General features: G+C 62.3%; 24 protein-coding genes, 1 pseudogene and 1 riboswitch. Of the genes and pseudogenes, 8 read left to right on the top strand and 17 right to left on the bottom strand.

The features are described 5' to 3' along the window. Positions 1 to 22: 22 nt before the first annotated feature. The 9 genes and pseudogenes from ACODTD_RS17550 to ACODTD_RS17510 form a co-directional block, all read right to left on the bottom strand. Positions 23 to 253 (bottom strand): cysteine-rich CWC family protein, encoded by a 231-nt coding sequence (locus tag ACODTD_RS17550; protein ID WP_201816676.1) that lies wholly within the window; start codon positions 251 to 253, stop codon positions 23 to 25. Beyond that, the gene (locus ACODTD_RS17545) at positions 246 to 1,733 is read right to left on the bottom strand and encodes a sensor domain-containing diguanylate cyclase (RefSeq protein ID WP_085655528.1); all 1,488 of its coding nucleotides are present in this window, start codon (positions 1,731 to 1,733) and stop codon (positions 246 to 248) included. Before ACODTD_RS17545 ends, ACODTD_RS17550 begins: the two co-directional genes overlap by 8 nt. A gap of 168 nt (positions 1,734 to 1,901) precedes the next feature. Next, a complete protein-coding gene (gene atzF, locus ACODTD_RS17540; RefSeq protein WP_201816673.1) occupies positions 1,902 to 3,674 on the bottom strand; it encodes an allophanate hydrolase in 1,773 nt (590 codons plus the stop codon). A gap of 24 nt (positions 3,675 to 3,698) precedes the next feature. After that, positions 3,699 to 7,239: pseudogene (locus ACODTD_RS17535) on the bottom strand (urea carboxylase). A 280-nt stretch (positions 7,240 to 7,519) separates the two neighbouring features. After that, positions 7,520 to 8,161: an urea amidolyase associated protein UAAP2 gene (locus ACODTD_RS17530; protein WP_201819592.1), complete on the bottom strand. Its 642-nt coding sequence runs from the start codon at positions 8,159 to 8,161 to the stop codon at positions 7,520 to 7,522. A gap of 11 nt (positions 8,162 to 8,172) precedes the next feature. Beyond that, positions 8,173 to 8,898, bottom strand: coding sequence for an urea amidolyase associated protein UAAP1 (locus ACODTD_RS17525; RefSeq protein WP_074691078.1), 726 nt, complete (start codon positions 8,896 to 8,898; stop codon positions 8,173 to 8,175). 13 nt (positions 8,899 to 8,911) lie between these two features. After that, positions 8,912 to 9,700 carry an ABC transporter ATP-binding protein gene (locus ACODTD_RS17520; RefSeq protein WP_489105050.1) on the bottom strand — a complete coding sequence of 263 codons (789 nt, stop codon included), beginning with the start codon at positions 9,698 to 9,700 and terminating at the stop codon, positions 8,912 to 8,914. Continuing rightward, positions 9,697 to 10,512 carry an ABC transporter permease gene (locus ACODTD_RS17515; protein WP_085611623.1) on the bottom strand — a complete coding sequence of 272 codons (816 nt, stop codon included), beginning with the start codon at positions 10,510 to 10,512 and terminating at the stop codon, positions 9,697 to 9,699. The genes ACODTD_RS17520 and ACODTD_RS17515 overlap by 4 nt, the downstream gene beginning before the upstream one ends. Positions 10,513 to 10,530: 18 nt before the next feature. Then, a complete protein-coding gene (locus tag ACODTD_RS17510) occupies positions 10,531 to 11,598 on the bottom strand; it encodes a putative urea ABC transporter substrate-binding protein (RefSeq protein ID WP_085655521.1) in 1,068 nt (355 codons plus the stop codon). A gap of 63 nt (positions 11,599 to 11,661) precedes the next feature. After that, positions 11,662 to 11,762, bottom strand: a riboswitch (guanidine-I (ykkC/yxkD leader). Positions 11,763 to 12,045: 283 nt separating this feature from the next. Between ACODTD_RS17510 and ACODTD_RS17505 the strand changes: the two genes are divergently transcribed. Together ACODTD_RS17505 and ACODTD_RS17500 are read left to right on the top strand one after the other, a co-directional pair. Further along, the gene (locus tag ACODTD_RS17505; RefSeq protein ID WP_064383076.1) at positions 12,046 to 12,309 is read left to right on the top strand and encodes a hypothetical protein; all 264 of its coding nucleotides are present in this window, start codon (positions 12,046 to 12,048) and stop codon (positions 12,307 to 12,309) included. Positions 12,310 to 12,487: 178 nt separating this feature from the next. Beyond that, entirely contained in the window at positions 12,488 to 12,889 is a 402-nt protein-coding gene (locus tag ACODTD_RS17500; RefSeq protein ID WP_011332890.1) for a hypothetical protein, read from the top strand. 52 nt (positions 12,890 to 12,941) lie between these two features. On the opposite strand, the gene ACODTD_RS17495 is transcribed toward ACODTD_RS17500, so the two are convergent. After that, positions 12,942 to 14,054: an enoyl-CoA hydratase/isomerase family protein gene (locus ACODTD_RS17495; protein ID WP_489105049.1), complete on the bottom strand. Its 1,113-nt coding sequence runs from the start codon at positions 14,052 to 14,054 to the stop codon at positions 12,942 to 12,944. A gap of 132 nt (positions 14,055 to 14,186) precedes the next feature. Here ACODTD_RS17495 and ung point away from each other — a divergent pair, with 132 nt between their 5' ends. Next, the gene (gene ung / locus ACODTD_RS17490) at positions 14,187 to 14,882 is read left to right on the top strand and encodes a uracil-DNA glycosylase (protein WP_201819588.1); all 696 of its coding nucleotides are present in this window, start codon (positions 14,187 to 14,189) and stop codon (positions 14,880 to 14,882) included. Positions 14,883 to 14,885: 3 nt separating this feature from the next. On the opposite strand, the gene ACODTD_RS17485 is transcribed toward ung, so the two are convergent. The 4 genes from ACODTD_RS17485 to ACODTD_RS17470 are packed head-to-tail and all read right to left on the bottom strand — an operon-like array spanning position 14,886 to position 18,918. Beyond that, positions 14,886 to 15,917: an AbrB family transcriptional regulator gene (locus ACODTD_RS17485; protein ID WP_201819586.1), complete on the bottom strand. Its 1,032-nt coding sequence runs from the start codon at positions 15,915 to 15,917 to the stop codon at positions 14,886 to 14,888. After that, positions 15,910 to 17,424 (bottom strand): tripartite tricarboxylate transporter permease, encoded by a 1,515-nt coding sequence (locus ACODTD_RS17480; protein WP_011332894.1) that lies wholly within the window; start codon positions 17,422 to 17,424, stop codon positions 15,910 to 15,912. The genes ACODTD_RS17485 and ACODTD_RS17480 overlap by 8 nt, the downstream gene beginning before the upstream one ends. Position 17,425: 1 nt before the next feature. Beyond that, on the bottom strand, positions 17,426 to 17,884 hold the full coding sequence (locus ACODTD_RS17475; protein ID WP_011332895.1) for a tripartite tricarboxylate transporter TctB family protein: 459 nt from the start codon (positions 17,882 to 17,884) through the stop codon (positions 17,426 to 17,428). A 56-nt stretch (positions 17,885 to 17,940) separates the two neighbouring features. Further along, positions 17,941 to 18,918, bottom strand: coding sequence for a Bug family tripartite tricarboxylate transporter substrate binding protein (locus tag ACODTD_RS17470; protein WP_011332896.1), 978 nt, complete (start codon positions 18,916 to 18,918; stop codon positions 17,941 to 17,943). A gap of 450 nt (positions 18,919 to 19,368) precedes the next feature. Here ACODTD_RS17470 and ACODTD_RS17465 point away from each other — a divergent pair, with 450 nt between their 5' ends. Then, on the top strand, positions 19,369 to 20,040 hold the full coding sequence (locus ACODTD_RS17465; protein WP_007957980.1) for a response regulator: 672 nt from the start codon (positions 19,369 to 19,371) through the stop codon (positions 20,038 to 20,040). Next, positions 20,033 to 21,418 (top strand): sensor histidine kinase, encoded by a 1,386-nt coding sequence (locus ACODTD_RS17460; protein ID WP_011332897.1) that lies wholly within the window; start codon positions 20,033 to 20,035, stop codon positions 21,416 to 21,418. Before ACODTD_RS17465 ends, ACODTD_RS17460 begins: the two co-directional genes overlap by 8 nt. Here the strand turns inward: ACODTD_RS17460 and ACODTD_RS17455 are convergent, their stop codons facing one another. Next, a complete protein-coding gene (locus ACODTD_RS17455; RefSeq protein ID WP_011332898.1) occupies positions 21,419 to 22,240 on the bottom strand; it encodes an HDOD domain-containing protein in 822 nt (273 codons plus the stop codon). Positions 22,241 to 22,275: 35 nt separating this feature from the next. Continuing rightward, positions 22,276 to 23,217, bottom strand: a complete 942-nt coding sequence (gene ygfZ / locus ACODTD_RS17450; protein WP_011332899.1) for a CAF17-like 4Fe-4S cluster assembly/insertion protein YgfZ — start codon at positions 23,215 to 23,217, stop codon at positions 22,276 to 22,278. 149 nt (positions 23,218 to 23,366) lie between these two features. Here ygfZ and ACODTD_RS17445 point away from each other — a divergent pair, with 149 nt between their 5' ends. Next, the gene (locus ACODTD_RS17445; RefSeq protein ID WP_007957989.1) at positions 23,367 to 23,621 is read left to right on the top strand and encodes an FAD assembly factor SdhE; all 255 of its coding nucleotides are present in this window, start codon (positions 23,367 to 23,369) and stop codon (positions 23,619 to 23,621) included. Then, positions 23,605 to 24,057, top strand: coding sequence for a protein YgfX (locus ACODTD_RS17440; protein WP_011332900.1), 453 nt, complete (start codon positions 23,605 to 23,607; stop codon positions 24,055 to 24,057). The genes ACODTD_RS17445 and ACODTD_RS17440 overlap by 17 nt, the downstream gene beginning before the upstream one ends. Here the strand turns inward: ACODTD_RS17440 and nadB are convergent. Then, positions 24,026 to 25,642, bottom strand: coding sequence for an L-aspartate oxidase (gene nadB / locus ACODTD_RS17435; RefSeq protein ID WP_011332901.1), 1,617 nt, complete (start codon positions 25,640 to 25,642; stop codon positions 24,026 to 24,028). The two genes, ACODTD_RS17440 and nadB, sit on opposite strands and share 32 nt — an antisense overlap. Before the next feature lie 559 nt (positions 25,643 to 26,201). Here nadB and rpoE point away from each other — a divergent pair. Next, the gene (gene rpoE, locus ACODTD_RS17430) at positions 26,202 to 26,783 is read left to right on the top strand and encodes an RNA polymerase sigma factor RpoE/AlgU (RefSeq protein WP_003172477.1); all 582 of its coding nucleotides are present in this window, start codon (positions 26,202 to 26,204) and stop codon (positions 26,781 to 26,783) included. Positions 26,784 to 26,797: the final 14 nt, after the last annotated feature.

Raw genomic sequence — 26,797 nt, 5'->3', positions numbered from 1 at the left:
GGCAGGAAGCGGGGCGCGCATCTTACGGGATCGACGGCCTGGCCGCTTGCAGTTGCGCCTCGACCTGGGCGCAGCGCGGGCACAGGCAGGACTTGTCGCGCAGTTCCGGCGGCAGGGCTTCGAGCACTGCCGGGTCAATGGATACGCCGTAGCACCAGCAGGCGCGGTCGGCGGTGCGCGGGTCGGCCAGGGTGCAGTCGTTGCGGGCGCCGCAGGCCGGGCAGAGGTCAGGTGTGTTCTTGGTGTCAGGCATAGGTCGAGTGAGGCATTTCCACGCAGGTGCGGTTGCGGCCGGTCTGTTTGGCCCGGTACATCGCATGATCGGCCCGGGACAGCAGACTGTGCAAGGTGTCATCCGGTTGCAGGGTGGTGGCGCCGATGCTGACGGTCAGATTCAGGGTGTGACCGTTGTAGGCATATTCATGCTGTTCGACGTGCTGGCGGATCTTCTCGGCAATCTTCTGACCGGTCTCGCCGTCGGTGTCCTTCAGCAGCACGATAAATTCCTCACCGCCCCAACGGCAGACAATATCGGAATGCCGCAGACAACTTTGCAGGTCCCGGGCGAATCCGATCAGCACCTGATCGCCGGCCATGTGCCCGTAGGTGTCGTTCAAAACCTTGAAGTGATCCAGATCCAGCAGCAGCGCGGTCAGCGGTTTCGGCTCACGGTGCGCTTCGTGCAGCGCTTGCACCGCGAGCAGGTCGAAGCCGCGGCGGTTGGGCAGTTCGGTGAGGCTGTCGAGGGTGGCCTGAGCGTGGATCTTGTCCTGATAGCGCTTGATCAAGCGATTGACCAGCGCCAGCACGATCAGCGTCACCAGCAGGCAGATCAGCAGGTTGAGATAGAGCGACTGGCGGATTTCACTCAGCGCGCCGTCTTCGCGTTTGTCGACGAACAAGTACCAGTTCAGCTCCGGAATAAACCGCACGTTGAGGAAATGCCCCTGGCCGTGGGTGGAATATTCGTAGCTGCCGCTGTGGGGTTTGGGCAGCTGGCTGACCAGGCTTTTCATGCTGTCGAGGTCGGTCAGGCTTTTCCCGACCCGCGCACCTTCCGGCCCGCCCTCGGCGCCGGTCAGTACCAGCCGACCGAAGGTGTCGACGAAGTAAACACTGCGTTGATAGCGCTGTTGATATTTGTCGATCAGCTTGATTACCGCGTCCACCGTCAGCCCTACGCCGGCGGCGCCGATGAAGCGATTGTTGTAGTCGTAGACCTTGTAGTTGATGAAGAAGGTCATGTTGTCTTTGTTGGCCAGATCCGGGTCGACATTGATCTCGTACGGATCCTTCATGTCGCGCACGCGGAAGTACCAGGCGTCGCGCGGCTCGTCGATCTTTACCTGCTTGAGCACACCTTTGGCGTGGTAGTAAGTGTGGGTGCTGTTGGAGACGAAAAACGCTGTGTAGGCGCCGTAGTGGGTCATGACCTCGTCGAGGTAGCGGGTCATCTGGTCGCTGTCTTTCTCGCCGTTCACCACCCAGTCGCGCATGAAGGTGTCGCGGGACATCATCGAAGAAATAAGGATCGGCCTGACCAGGTCTTTCTGGATTTCCGAATAGACCGTGTCGGAGGTCAGCGGCAGTTCGGTGTTGACGATGTTGTCGCGGATCGACGCCCGCGAGGCGTAGTAGCTGAGCAGCGAAGTAGCAAGGAAACCTGCGCCGAGCAGGGCGACGAGGGTCAGTACCAGCGAACGTTGGGAGTGAAACGCAGATCTGAGCGGCATTGGCAATTCCGTTGACAGTGACCCGATGGGCAGCATTCTAGTGGCACGGCGGGGAAAAGACTGCGGGATTTGTGCCTGAAATGCGGGGGGATCAGCCGGGCAGGGGTGTCTGGAGAATGGCTCACTCATCCAGCCCCCTCCCGGAACGAAAGGGGGCCGCTGTTCGGATCAGTTTCCGGTTTGCAGATACGCTCGCCACCCGCCCAGGTGGCTGATGTCGATCGCACCTTCCAGGCCGTAGGGTTCGCAGATGAATCCGCTTTCCCAACGGCCATCCGCCAGTTGCACCTTGCCCAGTCCCAGCGGTGCCGGGATGCCGGTCAGGAACGAGCCCAGTTCACTGCTCGGCAACTCCCAGACTTCCACTGCAATGGCCACGCCACCTTCGGCCACGCGCAGCATTCCTGGACGCAACGGTGGGCCGCCGGCCAAGGCATAGAGTTTGTAGTTCTTCGAGCTGTAAGTGGCCTCGATCAGGCGTGCGCCGCGTTGCCGCAACTGCCAGTTCAGGGCCAGTCCGTCCAGGTGCGCACCGCAGACCACCAGTCGTGCACGGTCATGTCGCGCCGGGTTGTTCGGCGTCGGCAGCGCGAGATCATGCTGGCGCTGCAAGGCATCGGCCATGCCCAGCAGATACTGATCGGTGAACGCTCGGCCAAACAGCGTTACACCCCACGGCAGCCCGTTGGCCATGAAACCGCTGGGCACGGCGACGGCAGCGTAATCGAGCAGGTTCATGAAGTTGGTGTAGTAGCCCAGTTCGGAATTGCGCAGCACCGGTTCGGCGTCGAGTTCCGCCAGCGTCACCGGACGACCGATGGTGGGCGTGAGCACGCAGTCGAGTCCTTCCAGTGCTTTATCGCAAACGGCTTTCAGCGCTTGCAGGCGGTATTGCGCACGGAACGTCTGCACGCCGCTGACGGCCGGTGCTTTGGCCAGCACCGCGCGGATCACCGGCAGCACTGCTTCGGGATTTTCTTCCATCAACTCGCCGGCCACGCTGTAGCGCTCGGCCACCCACGGCCCTTCATAGAGCAACCGCGCCGCTTCGAGGAACGGCGACAAGTCCAGCTCGACCGCTTCACCGCCCAGAGCTTTCAGACGGTCGATGGCATCGCTGAACAGCAGCGGGCCTTCCTCACAGCCGAAAAACGCCAGGTCTTGCGCACGCGGTACACCGAAGCGAAACGGCCGTGGCGCGCCGAACGCGGTGCCGTCGTTCCATGACGGATTGCTGCGGCTGTATTCGTCCCTCGGATCGAGGCGCGCGGTCAGCGCCAGCAGCTGACTGGCTTCCCGGGCCGTTGCGGTGAACGTGGTGACGCAGTCCAGCGTGCGACAGGCCGGCAGCACGCCGGCGGTGGAGATCAGCCCTTTGCTGGCCTTCAGGCCCACCAGATTGTTCAACGCCGCCGGCACCCGGCCGGAGCCGGCAGTGTCGGTGCCCAACGCGAAACTGGCCAGGCCGAGCGCCACGGCCAGCGATGAGCCGGCGCTTGAGCCGCCGGACGGATATTCCGCCAACACGCTATTCGGGCAGGCGCCGTACGGCGAGCGGCTGCCGTTGAGACCGGTGGCGAACTGGTCGAGATTGGTCTTGCCCAGCGGGATCGCGCCCAGCGCCAGCAGTTGCTCGACGATGGTCGCCGAACGTTCCGGTACGTAGGCGAACGCCGGACATGCAGCGGTGGTCGGGACACCGGCCAGATCAATGTTGTCCTTGATCGCGAACGGCACGCCATACAACGGCAGGCTGTCGAGGTCGCGACCGTCGAGGGCGGCCAGATACGGTTCCAGTTCTTCGGCGCTGAGCAGATGGATGAACAGGTGATAGTCCGGGTTCAGCGCGGCGGCTTTTTCCCGCAACGCCAACAGCAATTGCCGGGGTGTGGTGTCGCCATTGCGGTAGGCCCGGCGCAGGGCATCGAGTTGCAGATTCATGGGTTGATCCTTTGGCAAATGGTTTCAGTCGAGTTCCAGCACCACGACCCGTTGTCCGGCACGCACCGCCGATCCCGGCTGCACGCGAATGTCCTGCACCACCCCGGCCATGGGCGCGAGCACGGGGATTTCCATCTTCATCGACTCCAGAATCACCAGCACATCACCGGCCGCCACGCGGCTGCCGACCTCGACCTGCACCTGCCAGAGGTTGCCGGCAATGTGGCTGTCGATACTCTGCTGGCCGCTGGTCAGCGGTGTGTCTTCGCTGCTGTCCGGCACGGCTTCTTCGCTGTCGAAGTGCGCCTGGCCGCTGGCGATCCAGCGTTCGCGCTCCGCCTGAAAGGCACCCTGTTGCTGCGTTCGGAAGGCGTCGATGGTCTCGGCTTCGCGTTGCAGAAAGGCCTGGTAGTCGGCGAGGTTGAGCTGGCTCTGTTCGATGTTCAGGTCGAAGCGGCCGAGAGGAAAATCCCGGCGGATGCGCAGCAGTTCTTCGGCGCTGACCGGGTAGAAACGGATCTGATCGAAAAACCGCAGCAGCCACGGTTTGCCGTCGAACGCGGCGACTTCGCGATAGCGGTTCCACATCTGCAAGGTGCGCCCGACAAACTGATAACCGCCGGGGCCTTCCATGCCGTACACGCACATGTAGGCGCCGCCGATGCCCACCGAGTTCTCGGCGGTCCAGGTGCGCGCCGGGTTGTATTTCGTGGTCACCAGCCGATGGCGCGGGTCGAGCGGGGTGGCGACCGGCGCACCGAGGTAGACGTCACCCAGGCCCATCACCAGATAGCTGGCATCGAACACCGTGCGCTGCACCTCGTCGAGATTCGGCAGGTCGTTGATGCGGCGGATGAACTCCAGATTGCTCGGGCACCACGGCGCGTCCTTGCGCACGGTGGTCATGTATTTCTCGATCGCCAACTGGCAGGCCGGGTCGTCCCACGACAGGGGCAAGTGGACGATCCGCGACGGCACTTGCAAGTCCTGGGCGGCGCACACCGCATCCCATTCACCGGCGACGATGCCGAGCAGATCGGCCAGCGGCAGTTGTTCGGGCTGGTAGTGGATCTGCAGCGAACGAATGCCCGGTGTCAGGTCGATCACGCCGTGCAGGTTTTTGCCTTCCAGCGCCTGCATCAGGGCATGGGCGCGAAAGCGCAGGACCAGATCCAGTTCCGGCGCGCCGATTTCCAGCAGCAGATGGGTATCGCCGGATACACGCCCGACCAGCCGCTTGTCGCCCTGACCCAACTCCAGAATCACAGGCGTCCCATTTGAGGGCGAGATCGCGTGCGGTCTTGAGATCGACGGGCACGAACTGCACTTTGTCCCCGGCCTTGAGTTGACCCAGTTGCCAGAGATCGGCCTCGATCACCGTCACCGGGCACACGAAACCACCGAGGCTCGGGCCGTCCGGGCCGAGGATCACCGGCATGTCGCCGGTGAAGTCCACGGCGCCGATGGCGTAGGGGTTGTCGTGAATGTTCGATGGATGCAGCCCCGCCTCGCCGCCGTCGGCGCGCACCCATTCCGGCTTTGGTCCTATCAGGCGCACGCCGGTACGGCTGGAGTTGAAGTGCACTTCCCAGTGCGTGGCGAAGAACGTGTCGATGTAGTGTTCGGTGAAATATTCGGGCGCGCCGTGGGGGCCGTAGATCACCCGGATCCGGCGCACGGCGGGCAACGCGCTGACGTGATGCGGGGCCAGGGTCTGCCCGGCGCTGCGGTCGCTCAGTGGGGCCAAGTGCAACACGTCCCCGGCGCGCAGGGCTCGCCCGCCATGACCGCCGAACTGACCGAGGGTGAAGGTGCTTTTGCTGCCCAGATAGTCCGGCACCTGCAGGCCGCCGCGCAGGCACAGGTAGCTGCGGGCGCCGGCGGCTTGCAAACCGCCGAGATTCAACTGGCTGCCTGCCTCGATCAACAGCGCGGTGTTCATCGGCACCGCTTCGCCGTCGAGGGTCAGCGCCAACGGCGCCCCGGTCACCGCCACCACCGCATCGCAATTGAAGCGCAGCAGCGGCCCGTTCATGGTGATTTCCAGTGCCGCCGCGCCTTCGGCATTGCCCAGCAAGCGATTGCCCAGGCGCAACGCGCGGCTGTCCATCGGCCCCGAAGGTGGCACGCCGACCGCCCAGTAACCGAGGCGACCGGGGTAGTCCTGGACGCTGGTCTGGGTGCCGGCGCTCAGCACTTCAAACGTGTTGGCCCGGTACACCAGGCCTTCCAGGCAACGGGTCCAGGGCTGACCGCTGGCGAACGGTGTATCGAGCAGAATCTGCCGCAGGTAATCGCGGTTGGTTTCCACGCCGTACAGCTGGCTGTCGCCGAGGGCCTGGTGCAGTTCGGCGCGGGCCTGTTCGCGGGTTGGCGCCCAGCTGATGACTTTGGCGATCATCGGATCGAAGTAGGGCGGGATCTCGCAGCCAGCCTCGACCCAGGTGTCGATGCGCAGTTGAATGCCGTTGGCCGCAGGAAACTCCACAGCGGTCAGCAGCCCTGGGCTCGGCTGGAAATCGCGCCCCGGATCCTCCGCGTACAGTCGCGCCTGAATCGCGTGGCCGTCCGGTTTCAGGCCCTCAAACAATGTGCTCAGCGGCGGCAGATCTCCCGCCGCCAGTTCAATCATCCAGCGCACCAGATCGACGCCCCACACCTGTTCGGTAACGCCGTGCTCAACCTGCAACCGGGTGTTCACTTCCAGAAAATAGAAGCGCTGCGCATCGCTGTCGAAAACGAATTCGACGGTGCCGGCGCTGCGGTAATTCACCGCTTTGGCCAGTTTGATCGCCGCCGCACACAGCTCATCCGCCATGCCTTCGGGCAGGTTCGGTGCCGGGGTTTCTTCGAGGACTTTCTGATTGCGCCGCTGCACCGAGCAGTCGCGCACGCCGAGGGCGATCACTGCGCCTTGGCCGTCGCCGAACACCTGGACTTCCAGATGCCGCGCACGCTGGATGTACTTCTCGATGAACACCCCGGCGTCGCTGAAGTTGTTCTGGCCGAGGCGCTTCACCGCTTCGAACGACTCGCTCAGTTCGCTGGCGTTACGGCACACGCGCATGCCGATGCCACCGCCCCCGGCGGTGCTTTTGAGCATCACCGGATAACCGACCTGCGCGCCGGCAATCAGCGCGGCGTCGAGGCTGTCGAGCAGTTCGGTACCTTCGAGCATCGGCACGCCGTGCTGTTTGGCCAGGGCCCGTGCGGTGTGCTTGAGTCCGAACACCCGCAGTTGCTCCGGTGTCGGGCCGATGAAGGCAATGCCATGGTTGGCGCAGGCTTCGGCGAACGCCGCGTTCTCGGAAAGAAAGCCGTAGCCCGGATGGATCGCGGTGGCGCCAGTGGCTTTGGCGATGGCGAGAATCTTGTCCACGGCCAGATAGGTGCTGGCCGCGGCGCCTTCACCGAGGCTGTGGGCTTCGTCCGCTTGCAGGATGTGCAGGCTGGCGGCATCGGCTTCGGAGTACACCGCGACGCCTTCGACGTGCAGTTCACGCAAGGTGCGCAGAATGCGGCAGGCAATCGCGCCACGGTTGGCAATCAGGACTTTTTCGAACATGGCAAAACCCCTGAAGGGGATGCGGGCCGTCCCGCAGTTTTTCGATGAGCGCCGGGGTCGTCCCCGACGGCAAAATCACAATTTCGAAAGTCACCATTGACCTTGTGGGAGCGGGCTTGCCCGCGATGGCGGTGTGTCAGTCATCATCAATGTTGGCTGTGCCGACGCCATCGCTGGCAAGCCAGCTCCCACAGGGTTCAGGGGTGTTTTGGGGATTTCAGACACTGGCCGGAACGGGCCTGGCACAGGGCAAACAACCAGCGGCGCAGACGGGCGAATGTCAGTTCCATACCAGTAGCTCCGCAGGTGTCGGGTTGTAGGCGTTGCACGGGTTGTTCAGTTGCGGGCAGTTGGAGATCAGCACGATCACGTCCATCTCGGCGCGCAGGTCGACGTACTTGCCCGGCGCGGAAATGCCGTCCTCGAAGGTCAGGCCGCCGTCGGCGGTCACCGGTACGTTCATGAAGAAATTGATGTTCGGCCCGATGTCACCTTTGCTCAGGCGTCCGTCGTGGACGCAGGCACGCAGGTAGTTATCGCGGCAGCTGTGCATGTAGCGTTTTTCCAGGGCGTAGCGCACGGTGTTGCTCTCCTGCGCGCAGGCGCCGCCGAGGGTGTCGTGGCGGCCGCAGGTGTCGGCGATGATGGTCAGCATCGGTTTGCCAAGGTTGGAATACAAAACGCTGCCGGTGCTCAGGTACACGCTGTTCTGCCGGCGCAAAGTGCGTTGCACGTCGTAGCGCTCGCGGGGATTGGCGAGGCTATAGAACAGCGTATCGACCGCCTGGTTGCCCTCAAGATCGAGGATACGCAGAGTCTGGCCGGCCTTGACCTCCATCAGCCAGGGTTCGCCGGCGGGAATGGTGGCGCGGTACACCGCAGCGTCGGGTTGTTTTTGCGAAGTGGCGATAGCAACTGACATGGCGATGATCCTCAGGCGAACAAACGGTCGGTGTTGATAAAGCCGCGCTCGTTCTCCGGGCGCGAGGTACGGCAGTGTTCGGCGACGCTGGCGTCGGCGTTCATCCAGCTCAGCTTCAGTGGTTTTGGCGCGTAGTCGGGCGACGGATCCATCGGGTGTTGCAGGGCAGTGAGGACGACGAGGGTGTCCATCGGCGCGTACAGCTCGATGTAGTCGCCGGCCTTCGAATGGCCTTCGACGAAATGGAATCGCCCGGCTTCATCGACGTTGACCCGGCTGAACAGGTTGAGGGTCATCAGCAGGTCGGACAGGCCCAGGCCCCACTTGCCCAGTTCTACCAGCAGGTTGTCGGTGCCGTTGCGAAAGAAGCCGTTGCGCAGTTCCTGATAGCGGCCCTGGCCGTATTTTTCCGCGACCTCTTCAGCGCACAGCACACCGCCGAGGCTGTCGCTCCAGCCGCAGGTGTCGGCGGTGATTGCCGCCAGCACCCGACCCATGTCCGAGTACAGGCAATGGCCGGTGGTGAGCTTGGCGGTGTGTTGGCACTTGAGGCTGTCGGGCAGGTTCAGGCGCTCGGTTTTCTCGTTGGCGTTGAGCAGGGTCAGGCTGACGTTGGCCCCACCGCGCAGGTCGGTCAGGCGCAGCAGCTGGCCGCGTTTCAGGACGAAGGAACGGTGGCCGCCGCCGGGCAGGGTTTCTTCGGCGAAGGGTGGAAACAGTTGGGTCGAATCAGTCATGGGAGCAGTCCTCTCAGGCAATACGAAGCGTGCCGGCCAAAGCGGCGGGCAGGGCGTCGACGGCGGCGCGTTGGGCGCGACGGTCGCTGTTCAAAGGGATGTCGTAGGTGATGCGGGCGCCATAGGCGCCGGGGGCGTGCGGGTCGAGGCGGACCTTGTCGAACACCAGCAGGCGAGTGCCGAGGCTGAAGCCTTCGGACAGGTCGTGGGTGACCATGAACACCGTCAGTTGCGTTTCGCGCCATAGCTCCAGCAGCAGCGCGTGCATGTCCTTGCGAATGCCCGGGTCGAGCGCGCCGAACGGTTCGTCGAGCAGCAACACGCGCGGCTTCATGATCAGCGCCTGGGCAATCGCCAGCCGCTGTTGCATGCCGCCGGACAGTTGCGCCGGGTACTTGTCCAGCGCATGGCCGAGGCCGACTTTGTGCAGCAGCGCCGAGGCCTGTTCGCGGGCGTCCCGTTTGGCGCCGCCGAACAGACGTCCAAGCAGTGGCGCGCGAGGCAGTTCGAGGCCGAGGGCGACGTTGTCCAGCACGCTCAGGTGCGGGAATACCGAGTAACGCTGGAACACCACGCCACGGCTGGCATCCGGCTCTCGGGCCAGCGGCTGGCCGTCGAGCAGAATCTCGCCGCGACTGGCGGTTTCCTGCCCCAGCAGCAGGCGCAGGAAGGTCGACTTGCCGCAGCCCGAAGCACCGACCAGCGTGCAGAACTCGCCCTCGTTGACGTTGAGGTTCAAGCCTTCGAGCACCACTTGGTCGGCGTATTGCTGCCAGACGTTTTTCACCGTGATGAAGCTCATTTGGCGGCCCCCTCATACCAGGGAAATGCCCGACGGGTCAGGTATTTGAGGCCCCAATCCATCAGCCAGGCGAGCAGGGTGATCCAGACCACGTACGGCAGGATCACGTCCATCGCCAGGTAACGGCGCACCAGGAAAATCCGGTAGCCCAGACCGTCGGTGGAGGCGATGGCTTCGGCGGCGATCAGGAACAGCCACGCCGAACCGAGCATCAGCCGCAGCGAGATCAGCAGACGCGGCAACAGTTGCGGCAGCACCACACGCAGCATCAATGTCCAGGTCGAGGCGCCAAGGGTCTGCGCCTTGATCAGCAGTTCGACGGGGATGTCCCGGGCGCGCTGTTCCAGATCTCGGGCCAGGGCCGGGGTGATGCCGATCACGATCAGCATCACTTTCGACAGCTCGCCGAGGCCGAAGACGATGAACAGGATCGGGAGGATCGCCAGTGGCGGCACCATCGACAGCACCGTCAGCATCGGCGACAACGGTGCGCCGAACAGCGGCAGGGTGCCGGCGGCCATGCCCAGGCATAACCCGGCCAGTGCCGCGATGCCGAGGCCGATGGCCAGGCGTCGCAGGCTCGACGCGGTGTCCTGCCACAACAGGTATTCACCGGTGCGGCTGTCGGCGTTGAAGGCCAGGCGTTTCACCGCGTCGGTCATCTGCACCGCGCTGGGCAGCAGTTTGTCGTTGGGATTGTCCGCCAGGCGCTCGGCCGAGCCCATGAAATAGGCGAACAGCACCAGGGCGAACGGCAGGATCACCAGCAACAGGCGACTCGGGCGATCCGGGTGGCGATTGATCAGGCGCATGGCCAAATCCTCCGTGGCTTACAGCTTGGCGTCAGCGGCCATCTGCACGTAGGTCGGATCGAAACGCAGCTTGAGGTTGCCGGTGTCGCCGCTGGTCACGCCGTTGGCGAACGCCATGCCGACCGCGCTGGTGTCTTTCGCGCCTTCACCGAGCAAACCGTGCTGGAACGAAAACTCGGCAACCCTGCGCATGGTTTCCGGCAGTTGCTTGCTGGTGGCGAACGCCAGGGCTTCTTTCGGTGTGGCGAACAGTTTTGTGGTGTCCAGTTGCGCCTGGAATCCGGCCAGGTCGGTGCCCGAGGCTTTGGCCATGTGCTCAAGTGCGGCTTTGCCCGCCGCGTTCTTGGCGTTCATCAAGTCGACCACTTCGAACCACGCGCCGGTCAGCGCCTTGCCCAGCGCCGGGTTGTCTTTGAGGGTGGCACTGTTGACCACCATCATGTCCATGATTTCGCCGGGGATCTGGCTGGAGTTGAAGACTTCGGTCACGCCCGGTTTGGCCTTGATGTCCGAAAGCATCGGGTTCCAGGTGGTGACGGCGTTGACCTGCTCGGTGTTGAAGGCGGCGGAAATGTCGGCGTCGGAGGTGTTGACCACTTTCAGGTCTTTCTCGGTGAGATCCACCGAATCCAGCGCGCGGGCCAGCAAGTAATGCGAGACCGACAGTTCGACCAGGTTGACGTCCATGCCCTTGAGGTCGGCGACTTTCTTGCCTTCGCCCTTGAGGACGATGCCGTCATTGCCGTTGGAGAAATCGCTGACGATCAGCGCAGTGCTGTCGACGCCACCGGCGGCGGGAATGGTCAGCGCATCCATGTTGGTCATGGTGCAGCCATCGAACTGACCGGCGGTGTATTGATTGATCGATTCGACGTAGTCGTTGAGCTGGACCACATCGATCTTGATCCCGTACTTCTTCGCCCATTTGTCGACGATGCCCTGGCTACCGGCGTATTCCCATGGCATCCAGCCGGCATAGATCGTCCAGCAGACGCTGAAGTGGTCTTTCTGCGCGGCGGGGGATTGAGTGCTGATCAGCGCGGCGAACGCGGCGGCGAGCAGGGCGGGCAAACGTAGTCGGGACATGGTGGCTTCTCCAGTTGATCGAGGGCGGACAGGAAGGCAACGCGGCACCGCGAACGGTGGCTTGTCTCCCGGGCTTTTGTCCCGCCGTGTAACCTCAACTGGAGGTCGCCAACTCTCGGACCAGTCACTCGCAGATGCGAGCCGGAACCCTAGTCAGCCATTGCAAATTGTGGTGCCGCGAACCTTTGATGACTCCTGCACGAGTTTGCTAAAGCGAGAGGCGTGCCAAGTCGGGTCGGGCGCTCTGTTACGGGCTTTCGTGACGTTACGGCGGATGGCGAACGCCTGTGGGCGCTTTGTGTTGGTGCGCGGTTGCACCGTCATGCAGCGTCCGCTGCCGCTGATCCGATGCCCCTGAGGGTTGGGCACTCGGTAGCGGTCAGCCAGTCAAATCTGATGTCAGCCGGTCTGTGCCGACTGCTGTCACAGGTCTTTCAGGAGGCCGCCATGCGTATTTCAAAATTGCTGCGTCGGGTGCTGCTGGGAGCAGTGCTCGGTCTAGGGCTGTCCGGCTGTTACTACTACGCCGGCGGCTACGATGTTTACTCCACGCCCTACTACTATCCCGGCTATTACTCGCCCTATTACTACGGTGGTTATTACGGCCCGCGTTACTACGGTGGCGCCCGCTATTACTACGGCGGCCATGGCTATCGCGGCGGTTACGGACGGGGTTATCACGGCGGCGGATACCACGGTGGGCACCACTAATCAGCGGCTGAATGACGGCGTTTCTGCATGAACAAGGTTTCATCAATCACTTGTTTCAAGTTGTTGCAGAAACGCACCGGATGCCGAAATCGCTGTCAGATATTTCGTCAGTCGCCGAATAAAAGACTGACGCCTGCCAGCGTCGCTGGTGTGGCTACCCGCGGTCCAGGAGGCCGCCATGTATCGCCGAATTCTTCTGTTTACCGTGATGCTTTTTTCCCTTGGCGGATGCGTCCCTTATTCCTACGGAGATGGCTACTACAGCTCAGAGGTCTACACATCGCAGGCACCTTCGTACTACAGCGGCGGCACCTACTACAGCGGCGGCAGCACGTACTACTCGGCGCCGCGCTACTACCAGCCAGCACCGCGCTATTACCAACCGGCGCCCCGTTATTATTCAGCGCCCCGTTACTACCAACCGGCCCCGCGCTACTACGAGAACCGTCGCTGGCACGGTCATGATCGCGGACGCTGGGACGACCACCGTCGCGGTGGCTGGGATGACCGCCGGGGTCGTGGCAATTACGACCGTCACAGTGGACGTGGCGATTACGGCCGACACGGCAACCGCTGGTAACCCCCCGCAGAAAAAGCGGCGCATTGAGCGCCGCTTTTTTTGTGCCTGGATTTCAGTAACTGGAGAGATCCGCCAACGGATGCCGCCCCTCCCAGACTTTGTGAAAGTGCGCCTCGACCACCGCGTCCGGCACCCGGGCGATGTCCGGCCAGTGCCAGTGCGGTTTGTGATCCTTGTCGATCAGCCGCGCCCGGACTCCTTCGCTGAATTCCGGATGCCGGCAGCAATTGAGGCTTAGGGTGTATTCCATCTGAAAGACTTCGGCCAGCGACATGTGGCGGGCACGAATGATCTGCTCCCAGACCAGATGCGCGGTCAGTGACGAGCCTTCACTCATGGTTTTCGCCGCACGGGCAATCAACAGGTCGCTGCTGTCGCGATGCAGGCTGATGGCTTTCCAGGCACAGGTCACGTCGCTGACATCCAGCCATTCATCGATTTGCTGCCGACGCGGCAGCCATTGCGCCTCGGGCATCTGCGCCACGGCTTCCTGCTGCAACGCCTTGAGCAGGCTGTTGAGCTGCATCGCGGTCTGTTCCTGCCAGTTCAACTGCAACAGGCCGTCGATCAGTTCCTGCTGCTGTTCGTCGAGCAGGAAGCGGTCGGCCAGGTCCAGATCGATCGCATCGCGACCGTTCATGTGCGCGCCGGTCAAACCAAGGAACAAGCCGAGCTTGCCCGGCAGCCGTGACAGAAACCAGCTGGCGCCGACATCCGGGTAAAGGCCGATGCTGATTTCCGGCATCGCCAGACGACTGCTCGGCGTGACGATCCGGATGCTCGCGCCTTGCAGCAGGCCCATGCCGCCGCCGAGCACATAACCATGGCCCCAGCAGATCAACGGTTTCGGGTAAGTATGCAGGCTGTAGTCCAGACGGTATTCAGCGTTGAAAAACTGTGCGGCCAGCGGCGGCACTTCGCCGGGATGGGCGCGACAGGCTTCCACCAGGCTGCGCACTTCGCCGCCGGCGCAGAAGGCCTTGGCGCCGTTGCCGCGCAGCAGCACGCAGACGATTTGCGGATCCTTGGCCCAGGCGTTCAGTTTGTCGCTCAGGGCGTGGATCATCGGCAGGGACAGCGCATTGAGCGACTTTTCGGCATCCAGCGTGGCCACGCCGATGCGCGCGCCGTCGGTGCCGGTGAGTTCTTCGAAGTGCAGATTCATCGTGACCTCGATCGGGAATTTGAACGATCAGTATGATCGCTGTGTGGGAAAGTGCCGGATCTGCGTCAGATCAATTGACAAGCGTGGTCGGCTTTCCTAGGGTTCGCCCCATTGTTTTTGCCGGGTATGACCATGACTGCTGACGACCGTATCAAACTCGAACCGAGCTGGAAGGAGGCACTGCGTGCCGAATTCGACCAGCCCTACATGGCAGAGTTGCGCACTTTTCTGCAGCAGGAGCGGGCGGCCGGCAAGGAAATCTATCCGCCGGGCCCGATGATCTTCAACGCGCTGAATTCGACGCCGCTGGACAAGGTGAAAGTGGTCATCCTCGGCCAGGACCCGTACCACGGCCCGGGCCAGGCCCACGGCTTGTGCTTCTCGGTGCAACCGGGCGTGCCGGCGCCACCGTCGCTGGTCAACATCTATAAAGAGTTGAAGCGCGACCTGAACATCGACATCCCCAACCACGGCTATCTGCAGAGCTGGGCCGATCAGGGCGTGTTGATGCTCAACACCACCATGACCGTCGAGCGTGCCAACGCCAACGCGCACAAGGACAAGGGCTGGCAGTTCTTCACGGACCGGATCATTGAGGTGGTCAGCCAGAAACAACCGCATCTGGTATTCATGCTGTGGGGCGCTCATGCGCAGAGCAAGCAGAAGCTGATCGATGCCACCAAACATCTGGTGCTGACCTCGGTGCATCCGTCGCCACTGTCGGCCTATCGCGGCTTCCTCGGTTGCGGGCATTTCAGCCGCACCAACAAATTCCTCGAGCAGAACGGCGAAGCGCCGATCGAGTGGCGCCTGCCGCCGGTGGTCTGATGCTCAGGGCTGGCGGTTCCAGTATTTGAATAACGGTTCCGCCAGAAACAGCACGAACAACAACCGCATCACCTGCATTGCCGTCACCAGCGGCACCGACAGTTGCAGGGTTTCCGCCGTCAGGCTCATCTCTGCGATCCCGCCGGGCATCATGCCCAACGTCAGCGAGCGCAGGTCCAGATGGGTCAGCGCACTCAAGCCCAGCGCCGCCAGCGTCGCGATCAACATGGTCAGTGCCGTGCCGATCAACGTGCGTCCCATGAACGATGGTGCGCGGCGGAAGAACTGGCGGTTGAAGTGGCAACCCAGGCCGCTACCGATCAACCACTGGCCAATCTGACTGCCGCCATTGGGCAAACCGATGTGCAGATCCCAGCCGATGCTCACCGCCGCGCTGACCAGCAGCGGGCCGAACAGCCAAGGGTTGGGTTGACGCAAACGTTGCCAGAGCCAGGCGAGCAAGCCGCCCGCCGGAAAAAGAATCGCCAGCCAGCGCCAATCGACGCTGCCGGCGTGTGAAATCGGTGTGCCGTCACCCAGCAGATATTTGAACGCCGCCGGTACACACAACACCACCACCAGCACCCGCAGACTCTGCCCGGCCGCGACATGGCTGAGCAGCGCGCCGTTGCGGGCGCCGAGGTTGACCATCTCGCCGGAGCCGCCGGGCATGCTGGAGAAAAACGCTGTGGCGCGATCCTCGCCGGTGCGGCGCATCAGCCACACGCCGACCACCGCCGAGAGGCTGGTGACCAGTGCGCCGAAGAAGATCAGGCCGAAGTGGCCGAGTACCTGCTCCATCACCAGCGGGGTGAAGTGTAGGCCGATACCGATGCCGACGATCCACTGGCCGCACTTGCGGCCGCCAGGGATTTCTGTCAATTGCCACGGGGTCAGGCAGCGCACCAGGATGATCGCCAGCAACGAGCCGACCATCCACGGCAGCGGCCAGCCGATCTGGCTGGCGATGAAACCGCCAAGCAGACCGACCAGCGGGGTTCCCCACCAGGTTTTGAGGGAGAGCCGATCAGACATCGGCAACGGCGCGTTGCGCGGCCGAGCGTTTGCGCCAGATGCGCAGCAGCGGCATCAGCAACATGATCGCGGTCAGCACCCAGACGCCGAAGGTGATCGGGCTCGACCAGAGAATCTCCAGCGCACCGTTGGAAATCGACAGCGCCCGGCGCAGGTTCTGCTCCATCAGGCCGCCGAGGATGAACCCCAGCAGCACTGGCGACAGCGGGAAGTCCAGTTTGCGCAGGATGTAGCCGAAGATGCCGATGCCGACCATCAGGAACAGATCGAACGTGGTCGCGTGCACGGCGTAGACGCCGATCCCGGTAATGATCGCGATCACCGGCACCAGTGCCCAGTTCGGCACGGCGAGGATGCGGGTGAAGATGCGGATCATCGGGATGTTCAGGATCACCAGCATGATGTTGGCGATGAACAGCGAAGCGATCAGGCCCCAGACGATGTCCGGCTGTTGCTGGAACAGCAGCGGGCCGGGGGTGATGTTGTACAGCGACAGAGCGCCGATCATCACCGCTGTGGTACCCGAACCCGGAACACCGAGGGTCAGCATCGGTACCAGCGCGCCGCAAGCGGAGGCACCGATGGCGGTTTCCGGCGCAGCGAGACCGCGGGCGTCGCCCTGGCCAAACTTGCCGCTGGCACCGGCGATGCGTTTCTCGGTCATGTAGGCCACGGCGCTGGCGAGGGTCGCACCGGCACCCGGCAACACGCCCATGATGAAACCGAGCAGGCCGCAACGGATGTTCACCACGAACACCGACGCCGCTTCCTTGAAGTTGAACATCATCCGCCCGGTGGCTTTCACCGCTTCCTGGCCGCGGTGGGTTTTCTCCAGCAGCAGAAGAATTTCGCTGACCGAGAACAGGCCCAGTACCAGCACCACGAACTGAATGCCGTCAGTCAGGTGAATGTTGTCGCCGGTGAAACGGTACACACCGCTGTTGGCGTCGATGCCGACGCTGGACAGGAACAGACCGATCAACGCCGCGATAAAGGTTTTCACCGGCCGGTCACCGGCCATGCCGCCGAGACAGACAATCGCGAACACCATCAGTACGAAATATTCCGCGGGTCCGAAGGCAATCGCCCATTTCGCCAGCAGCGGGGCGAACAGCACCATGCCGCAGGTGGCGATGAAGGCGCCGATGAACGAACTCCACGCCGACAACGACAGCGCCACGCCGGCCAGGCCTTTGCGGGCCATCGGGTAACCGTCGAGGGTGGTCATTACGGTGGAGGCTTCGCCCGGAATGTTCAGCAGGATCGAGCTGATCCGGCCGCCGTATTCGCAGCCCAGATAGACCGCCGCCAGCAGGATCAGGGCCGATTCCGGCGGCAGTCCGAGGGCGAACGCGATCGGGATCAGCAGCGCCACACCATTGATCGGGCCCAGGCCCGGCAACAAGCCGACCACGGTGCCGATCAGCGTGCCGGTCAGGGCGGTGACCAGGTTGTACGGACTCAGCGCGACGCCGAAGCCCTGACCCAAATAACCGAGAGTATCCATATCAGTTCTCCAGAACGTCGAGCAGGCCGAGGGGCAGCGGTACGTCCATCACGCGGTCGAACAGCACGTACAGACCGATCGCCATCAGCGTTGTGACGATGACGCTCGGTAACCAGCGCCCGCCATACAGGCGCGCCATCGGAATGCCGATCAGAATGCTGCTGAGAATGAAGCCCAGCGGCTCGAACAAGCCGGCAAACACCAGCAGCAGGGCGACGCAGATCGCGATCTTGGTCAGGGTTTCGCGATCCAGCGGCGGTTCGTCATCGCTGTGTTTGATCGGCGCCGGGCGAAACACCATGTACAGCAGCGCCAGGCTCATCAGACCCAGCATCAACAGAGGGAATGCCCGAGGACCGACCGGTTCGTAGGAAAAAGCCGCCTGATACGGCCACGCCATCAGCGCCAGGCCGGCACAGGCCAGCAACAGCACCGAGGCAAAAATGCGTTGAATAAGCATGAGGGAACTCCTGCCATGGCCCCGCTGAAAGGGCCATGGACGCTAGACCGAGACGATCACTGAATCAGGCCGAACTCTTTGGCCAGTACCTTGTAGTCCGCCACTTGCTTCTTGACGTAGGTGTCCAGCTCGGGACCGGTCATGGCGAACGGGAAGAGTTCACGCTGATCACGCAGCTTGGCGAAGTCTTCCGAGGCCAGCAGTTTGTCGAAGGAGTCTTTCCACCAGGCGTAGTCTTCATCGCTGACTTTTGGCCCGAGGTAGAAGCCGCGCACCACCGGCCAGACGATGTCGTAGCCTTGCTCGCGAGCGGTAGGAATGTCCTTCATTTCCGGCTCGTCCAGGCGTTTCTCGGCAAACACGGCCAGCAGGCGCATGTCACCACTCTGGATGTGCGGCATGGAGTCGGAGATGTCGGTACTGCCGACCTGGATATGACCGCCGAGCAGCGCGGTAGCGATCTCGCCACCCCCTTCGAGGGCGACGTAGCGCAGGTCGCGCGGGTTGATCCCGGCGGCTTTGGCGATCAGCGCAGTCTGCATCCAGTCCTGGCTGCCGACGGTACCGCCGGAGCCGATGACCACGGAGCTCGGATCTTTCTTCAGCGCCTGCACGAGATCATCGAGGGTTTTGTAGGGCGAATCGCTTTTCACCGCGATGGCGCCGTAGCTGGTGCCGACCGCGGCCAGCCAGCGTACGTTGGTTTCATCGAACCGACCGAACTTGCCCTGAGCCAGGTTGAGCAGCGAGCCGCTGGACCACGCCACCAGCGTGCCGGCATCGGCGGGACGCTGCGCTACCACCGCGTTGTACGCTACCGCACCGACGCCGCCGGGCATGTAGGTCACGCGCATCGGTTTGGTCAGCAGTTTTTCGTTGACCAGCGCGCTTTGCGCCAGTTTGCAGGTCAGGTCGAAACCGCCGCCGGGGGAGGCGGGGGCAATGCATTCCGGACGTTTCGGTTCGGCCATCAGTTGGCCGGCGAACAGCACGCAACCGGCGGCGAGGGCGAAACGGCGCAGGGATCGGTTCATGAGTGTCTCCACGGGAGTTGTTGTTTTTGGGGATGTTTCAGGTGCGGCGGTTTCGCGCGCGCAGGCTAACAGGCTCAGACCCGGACGGGTTGAACGCCGCGCAGCCGAGGATGGCGCTGACAAGCGAAAACGGGGAAATTCGAGAGGAAGAATGAAACGGGTCAACCTGAAGCTGTGTCGACAGCATGGTGCAGTACCTCGTTATTGTTCTTATTGGCGAAAACGCATCGTGGCGTTTTTCGAGAGCTACGTTTTGAAGCTACGGTGCAAGTACAGGCAAAACGGCGAAGGTCGGCAGTCGGGACCTTCGGTGAAACGACTCTAACGGCCCAACCTTTCGCTAACCTTTCAGTATTCTTTCGCATGTTTTCGGGCTTCACAGTGGCGGTTGCGGCTGTAAACTCCGCCGCAAAGAATGGCGTCGGCCATCCCTGAATGAGGTAGAGATCCATGCGTGTCCTGCTCGTCGAAGACCATTTGCCGCTGGCCGAAAGCGTTGCCCAGGCGCTCAAGAGCACCGGTCTGACCGTGGACGTCTTGCACGATGGCGTGGCTGCCGACCTGGCTCTGGGCAGCGAGGAATACGCGGTGGCGATCCTTGATGTCGGCCTGCCACGCATGGACGGTTTTGAAGTGCTGGCGCGCCTGCGGGCTCGGGGCAAGAATCTGCCGGTGCTGATGCTGACCGCTCGTAGCGACGTCAAGGATCGGGTCCACGGGCTCAATCTCGGCGCCGACGATTACCTCGCCAAACCGTTCGAACTCACCGAACTCGAGGCGCGGGTCAAGGCCCTGTTGCGCCGCAGCGTGCTCGGCGGCGAACGCCAGCAGCGTTGCGGTGTGCTGGCCTATGACCTCGACACCCGGCGCTTCACCCTCGGCGATGAATTGTTGACGCTGACTTCTCGCGAACAGGCGGTGCTCGAAGCGCTGATTGCCCGTCCCGGTCGGGTGATGAGCAAAGAACAGCTGGCTGCGCAGGTGTTCGGTCTCGACGAAGAGGCCAGCCCCGACGCCATCGAAATCTACGTGCATCGCCTGCGCAAAAAGCTCGACGGCCATTCGGTGGCTATCGTGACCTTCCGCGGTCTGGGCTATCTGCTGGAAAGCCGCGATGCATAAGCCCAGCAGCTTGCGCTGGCGGTTGCTGTGGAACCTCGCGTTGCTGCTGGTGGTGTTGATGCTCGCCAGCGGATTGAGCGCCTACTGGAACGGTCGCGAGGCCGCCGACACCGCCTATGACCGCACGCTGCTGGCCTCGGCGCGGACCATCGCCGCCGGTCTGTCGCAGCGCGATGGCAGTCTCAGTGCCGACGTGCCGTATGTGGCGCTCGATACGTTTGCTTACGACAGCGCGGGTCGTATCTATTACCAGGTCAACGACATCAACCAGAAGTTGATTTCCGGCTATGAAAATCTGCCGGGCCCGCCGCCAGGCACGCCGAGAACCGACAGCTATCCCGCCCTCGCGCGCTTTTACGACGCGAAATATCAGGGGCAGAACGTGCGTGTGGTGAGTCTGCTCAAGGCGGTCAGCGAGCCGAACATGAACGGCATGGCGGAAATCCGCGTCGCCGAAACCGACGAGGCGCGTGTCAGCATGGCTCGGAGTCTGGCCGCCGACACCTTGCTGCGATTGGGCATGCTCGCGATTGGCGCGTTGTTGCTGGTGTGGTTTGCGGTGAGTGCGGCGCTGCGGCCGATCGAACGTTTGCGCACGGCAGTGGAAGAGCGCCAGCCCGATGACCTGCGGCCGTTGCCGTTGGTCGAGGTGCAACACGAGTTGTGGCCGCTGGTGCGGGCGCTCAATCACTTTACCGAACGCCTGCGCGGGCAATTCGAGCGACAGGCGCAATTCATCGCCGATGCGGCCCATGAACTGCGCACCCCACTGGCAGCGCTCAAGGCTCGTCTTGAACTGGGCTTGCGCTCGAACGAGCCGCAGACCTGGCGCGACACACTGGAATCCTCGGCGCAAAGCACGGATCGCCTGACCCATCTGGCCAACCAGTTGTTGTCGCTGGCGCGGGTGGAAAACGGCGCCCGGGCGATCGCCGAGGGCGGGGCGCAGTTGCTCGATCTGAGTCAGCTGGCGCGGGAACTGGGCATGGCCATGGCGCCGCTGGCCCATGCTCGCGGCGTTGCCTTGGCGCTGGAAGCGGACGAGCCGGTGTGGCTGCGCGGCGAGCCGACATTGCTCAACGAGTTGCTGAGCAATCTGGTGGACAACGCACTGGCGCACACGCCGCCGGGCGGCAACGTGATTCTGCGGGTCACTGCGCCCGCGGTGCTGGAGGTTGAAGACGATGGGCCGGGCATTCCGCTGGAAGAGCGGGATCGGGTGTTCGAACGTTTTTACCGGCGCAACCAGCAGGTCGCTGGTTCCGGGCTGGGGCTGGCGATTGTCGGGGAGATCTGCCGCGCGCATCTGGCGCAGATCAGTCTGCACGATGGTGAACAGGCGGGTTTGAAGGTACGGGTGAGTTTTGTCGCCGGTTGATCAGTAGAACATCGACCGCGATTCTTCCAGATCGGTGCACAGCGCCTTGTTCTCCGGGTCGATGCCGAGCTTGCGGAATGCCGGCACGCTGAACGGATCGATGCGGGCCAGCGGGTGATCGGTGTCCTTGTGGCAATACAGGCTGGCCACTTGCACGATGTCGACGTAATCGATCTGCTGCGATTCGCGCTTGAGGTCCTGATACAGCCCCGGCAATTCCACCAGACGCTCCGGAAACTCCCAGACCCGCAGTAATTTGTCGCCGAGCAACGGGTGAATGTGATCGATCACATGGTTGAGGCTTACCGGATCGGACAGCAGTTCGTAGTGATCTTCGGCATAGGTCAGGATCGGCAGCACGCCGATCTGATGAACCAGTCCGCCGAGCGCGGCCTGATCGGGCTTGAGCTGGGTATACCGACGGCACAGGGCGTAGCTGACGCCGGCGATTTCCAGGCTTTTGCGCCAGACTTCGCGCATCTTCTGTTCGACCACGTCGGAACGGGCGTGAAAGATCTGCTCCATCACCAGACCGATCGCCAGGTTGCTGCTGTAATTGACGCCGAGCCGGGTAATGGCGGTGTGCAGGTCGGTGACTTCCTGGGTGGCGCGCAGCAGCGGGCTGTTCACCACTTTGATCAGGCGCGCCGACAGCGCCGTGTCGCGGCCGATCACTTTGCTCAGGTCGCTGACGCTGATATCCGGATCTTCAGCGGCCTTGCGAATCTGCAGGGCCACTTCCGGTAACGTTGGCAGAACCAGGTCATCGTTATCGATGGCCTCAACCAAATCCTGTTGGACCTTATCCGCCAGCTCACTCATGTCGTTTCTCTAGGGTGTTGCAACAAATGCTGCGATCAACGCTGGATTTCGCGGTCGCGATCCAGTTCGTATGGCAGGTCGAGCAAGTGCAGCGCCGGACCTTCGGCCGAGCCCAGATGCAAGTCGCCCGCTTCGGCAGCTTCGGCCTGCAACACCGCCAGCAGTTCAATATTCTTTTCGGTACGGGCGGCCAGCACCACTTCGCCGATCGAACTGCCGTGGCTCGGGGCGAACAGCGCGGTGCCGGGCTCCGGCAACTCAGCGGCATCCAGTTTCACGCGATACAGGCGACGTTTGAGTTTGCCCAGGTACTGCATGCGCGCGACGATTTCCTGGCCGGTGTAGCAGCCTTTCTTGAAGCTCACACCGCCGACGGCCTGCAGATTGAGCATCTGCGGGATGAACAGCTCACGGGTGCTCGGCATGACCTGGCCGATACCGGCGCGGATCTGGCCCAGCAGCCATTGATTGAGTTCGGCTTCGGTCAATTGCGCGCACAGCTTGCCTTTGACGGTGTCGGCCTGATCGGCAGGCACCCAGAGTTCGGCACGATTAGGGGAGACGCGAATCGCGATCAGCCCTTCGTGGCGGGCCACGCTGTCTGTTTCTGCCGGCAGTTCCAGACCCAGGCTGCTCAGGGCCGCATCGCCATGATCCAGACCGAAGCGCACCCAGGAGGCGCTTTCGTCGGTCAGTTTCGATTTGGAGAACACCGCGTACTTCTTCAGATCCGCCAGTTGCGGTTCCAGCAGCGCGCCGGCCATCGCCAGCAGCACGCCGTCGCCTTCAAGCACGATGCGGAAACTCGACTGCATCCGGCCTTTCTGTGTGCAACGGGCACCAAGGCTGGCCTGGGTTTCACTCAGGTAATTGATGTTGCAGGTCAGCTGGCCTTGCAGGAATTTGCCGGCATCCGCGCCGCGAACCGCGAGAACGCCTTCATGAGACAGGGTGCAGAAAAAAGCAGAATCGGCCATGGGTCATCGCAGGGTAAATAGACTGGGGCACATCATAAGGGGGTGGTGTTGAAATGGGTAGTTGATAAAGGATCGATGGCGCCCGACCAAAGCCGACTGTTCGGCCCGCTTCGGGCCTGTATACTTGCGGCCTATTTCAGGAGGGCTCCATGGTCGAACAAGTTGAACTGAATCGCCTCTTTTGGCACAGCCGTCGCGGCATGCTGGAACTCGACGTGTTGCTGGTGCCGTTCGTGAAAGAGGTCTACGCCAATCTGAACGAGGTGGATCGTGCGCTGTATGTCCGCCTGCTCGAGTGCGAGGATCAGGACATGTTCGGCTGGTTCATGGAGCGCAGCGAATCGGAAGATCCCGAGCTGCAACGCATGGTTCGCATGATTCTGGATCGTGTCCAGCCCAAGTAACACGTTCGAATGCCGCTGGCATGCCTCACGGCAGTTGCTGGCGGCGTATCTTCTGGCCCAGGCATTCGCGCTGGGTTCCCTGTTTCTATTGTCGATTTCTTTCTGGGCCGGTTTGCTCGGGGCTTTCGCGTGTCTCGGCCATGCTGCCTGGGTGTTGCCGCGGCAGATACTGCTGAGTCATCCCAAGGCATTTTGCGGATTGCGTCGGGACGCGGATGGCTGGCAGCTGTGGAACAAGGCCGATGGCTGGCAAGCGGTGCAGTTGCGCCCGGACAGCCTGGCGCTGCCACTGATCGTGGTGCTGCGCTTTAGATTGCGTGGTGAACGGCGGGTCAGGTCGATCTGTGTAACGCGGGACTCGCAGGCGGCGGATCTGCACCGACGCCTGCGGGTACGCCTCAAGTTCAGCCGACGTAGGTGGGCGGCACCAGAATAGTGTCGAGTGCTTCGGGCAGCAGGTCTGGGTAGTCGAGTGTGTAATGCAGGCCTCGGCTTTCCTTGCGCTCCATGGCCGAGCGGATCATCAGTTCCGCTACTTGCGCCAGGTTGCGCAACTCGATCAGGTCGCGACTGACTTTATAGTTGCTGTAGAACTCGTCGATTTCATCCAGCAGCAGACGCACGCGGTGTTGTGCCCTTTGCAGGCGCTTGTTGGTGCGCACGATGCCCACGTAGTCCCACATGAAGCGCCGCAATTCGTCCCAGTTGTGGGCGATGATCACGTCTTCATCGGAGTCGGTCACCTGGCTGGCGTCCCAGGCGGGCAGGGCGCGCGGGATCAAGACGTCGGGCAGTTGCTCGAGAATGTCCGCCGCTGCCGATCGGGCGTAAACGAAGCATTCCAGCAGCGAGTTGCTGGCCATGCGGTTGGCGCCATGCAGGCCGGTGAAGCTGGTTTCGCCAATGGCGTACAGGCCGGGCACATCGGTGCGGCCCTGTTGATCGACCATCACTCCGCCGCAGGTGTAATGCGCAGCCGGTACGACCGGGATCGGTTGCTTGGTGATGTCGATGCCGAATCCGAGGCAGCGTTCGTAGACGGTCGGGAAGTGCGATTTGATGAAGGCTTCGGGTTTGTGGCTGATGTCGAGGTAGACGCAATCGACACCCAGGCGCTTCATTTCGTGGTCGATGGCGCGGGCGACGATGTCCCGTGGTGCCAGTTCTGCGCGTGAGTCGAAGCGCTGCATGAAGCGTTCGCCGTTCGGCAGCTTCAAATGGGCACCTTCACCGCGCAGGGCTTCGGTTACCAGAAAACTCTTGGCTTGCGGGTGGTAGAGGCAGGTGGGGTGGAACTGGTTGAACTCCAGGTTCGCCACTCGGCAGCCCGAGCGCCAGGCCATGGCGATGCCGTCACCACAGGCGCCGTCGGGGTTGCTTGTATATAGATAGACTTTCGCGGCGCCGCCGGACGCCAGGATCACGAAGCGTGCACCGAAGGTATCGACTTCCCCGGTTTTGCGGTTGAGTACGTAGGCGCCGAGGCAGCGTTCGCCTTCCAGCCCCAGCCGACGCTCGGTGATCAGATCGACCGCTACCCGCTGTTCGAGCAGTTCGATGTTCGGGCGTTCTTTGGCCTGGGCCAGCAGGGTCGTGAAGATCGCAGCGCCAGTGGCATCGGCGGCGTGGATGATCCGTCGATGGCTGTGACCGCCTTCGCGGGTGAGGTGAAATTCGAAGCCGCCGTCTTCGGTGCCGGACTGTTCGTCGCGAGTGAACGGCACGCCCTGGTCGATCAGCCATTGGATCGCTTCCTTGCTGTGCTCGACGGTGAAACGCACCGCGTCTTCATGGCACAAACCGCCGCCAGCATTGAGGGTGTCATCGACATGGGATTCGACAGTGTCGGTGTCGTCCAGCACGGCTGCGACGCCACCCTGTGCCCAATAGGTCGAGCCGTTGGCAAGATCGCCTTTGCTCAGTACGGCGATGCGCAAGTGACCGGGCAGGGTCAGCGCGAGACTCAAACCGGCAGCGCCGCTGCCAATCACCAGAACATCGTGTTGAAACTGTTGGCTCATTTCAGGATTCCGCTCAAAGCGACCCGGGTCGGGGTTGGCGCAGGACAGGCGGATGGGCGAGTCGAGACAGCCACACAGCCCACTAGTATATAGAGGGGTTGGGCGGCACAATAGTCGGGCCGATATGGCATTGTGAAACTACCGTGACGAAAAAATACGGACGCTTTGTCGGGAAGTTTTTTTCATCGGTTTTAGGAAAAAGCGACTGTATCGCAGATGAAACACGCTTTTTCAGCTCACGGTTGCACAATGTCGGCGCGGCACGTCTATAAATATTTGGAACTTTTGCCAAAGGCCCAAGATCAATAGACAGTTGCCCGAAACAAGGGACAGTGTCGGCTTCAATGCGGAACCTGCGGTTGGGTTCTTGCCGGCGAGCCGATGACAAGATTATTCGCGCAGCCGGTTCATCCCGCGCTGCGTTTTTCGTGCGTGCCAAATCAGAGCCCGCAGGAAACTTGCTTGGAGGGGGAGAACTTTTGCGAAAAGCCCGAGTCTATGTTTGCAAGTCCGGTCGTTTGGTCATGCAAACCTCCTCCGAGTTTATCGAGGAGTGTTCATGCTAACCCAGGAAGAGGATCAGCAGCTGGTCGAACGCGTTCAGCGTGGCGACAAGCGAGCTTTCGATCTGCTGGTGCTGAAGTATCAGCACAAAATTCTCGGGTTGATCGTGCGTTTTGTGCACGACACCCATGAAGCCCAGGACGTCGCACAAGAAGCCTTTATCAAGGCGTATCGAGCGCTTGGAAATTTCCGTGGCGACAGTGCGTTTTATACGTGGCTGTACCGCATCGCCATCAACACGGCGAAGAACTATCTGGTTTCACGCGGCCGTCGGCCGCCGGATAGCGATGTAAGTTCCGAGGATGCAGAGTTCTATGACGGCGATCACGGCCTGAAAGATCTCGAGTCACCTGAACGTGCATTGCTGCGGGATGAGATCGAAGGCACCGTCCATCGAACCATTCAGCAACTGCCAGAGGATTTGCGCACAGCGTTAACTTTGCGCGAATTCGATGGTCTGAGTTACGAGGACATCGCGAGCGTCATGCAATGTCCGGTTGGTACCGTGCGCTCCCGGATTTTCCGCGCCCGGGAGGCCATCGATAAAGCCCTGCAGCCGTTGTTGCAGGAAAACTAAAGACAGCGGCGACA

Source organism: Pseudomonas sp. FG35 (genome assembly GCF_057809295.1).
The sequence above is the reverse complement of the archived record's forward strand: the minus strand, read 5'-3'. Positions and strand labels throughout refer to the sequence as shown.